This window comes from Maritalea porphyrae, assembly GCF_027213965.1.
Classification (GTDB): Bacteria; Pseudomonadota; Alphaproteobacteria; order Rhizobiales; family Devosiaceae; genus Maritalea; species Maritalea porphyrae_A.
Map to the genome: position 1 here is coordinate 1 of NZ_JAPWGX010000056.1, position 259 is coordinate 259.

The 259-nt window shown below is 46.3% G+C and carries 1 protein-coding gene; it reads left to right on the plus strand.

All coding sequences use genetic code 11. The features are described from left to right. Window positions 1-258, plus strand: a 258-nt coding sequence (locus O4H47_RS18005) for an MBL fold metallo-hydrolase (RefSeq protein ID WP_269395400.1), incomplete at its 5' end; no start/stop codon positions are given. Window position 259 lies beyond the last annotated feature (1 nt).

A 259-nucleotide genomic window follows, 5' to 3' on the forward strand; every position in this document is an offset into this window, starting at 1 on the left:
CCTGTACAATGGGCAGGGCCAAAACGCTTTCACCAAACCCCCATCACGATAGAAGATTTGCCAACTATCGATGTGGTGGTGATCAGTCATGACCATTACGATCACCTAGATAAAGCTTCTATTAAAGTGCTAGGCGACAAGGTGGGCAGTTTCTTGGTGCCGTTAAAAGTTGGCCAATTACTGGTGAATTGGGGTGTACCCAAAGAGAAAGTGATCGAACTAGACTGGTGGGAGTCACACTCTGTTGACGGCATTTAAT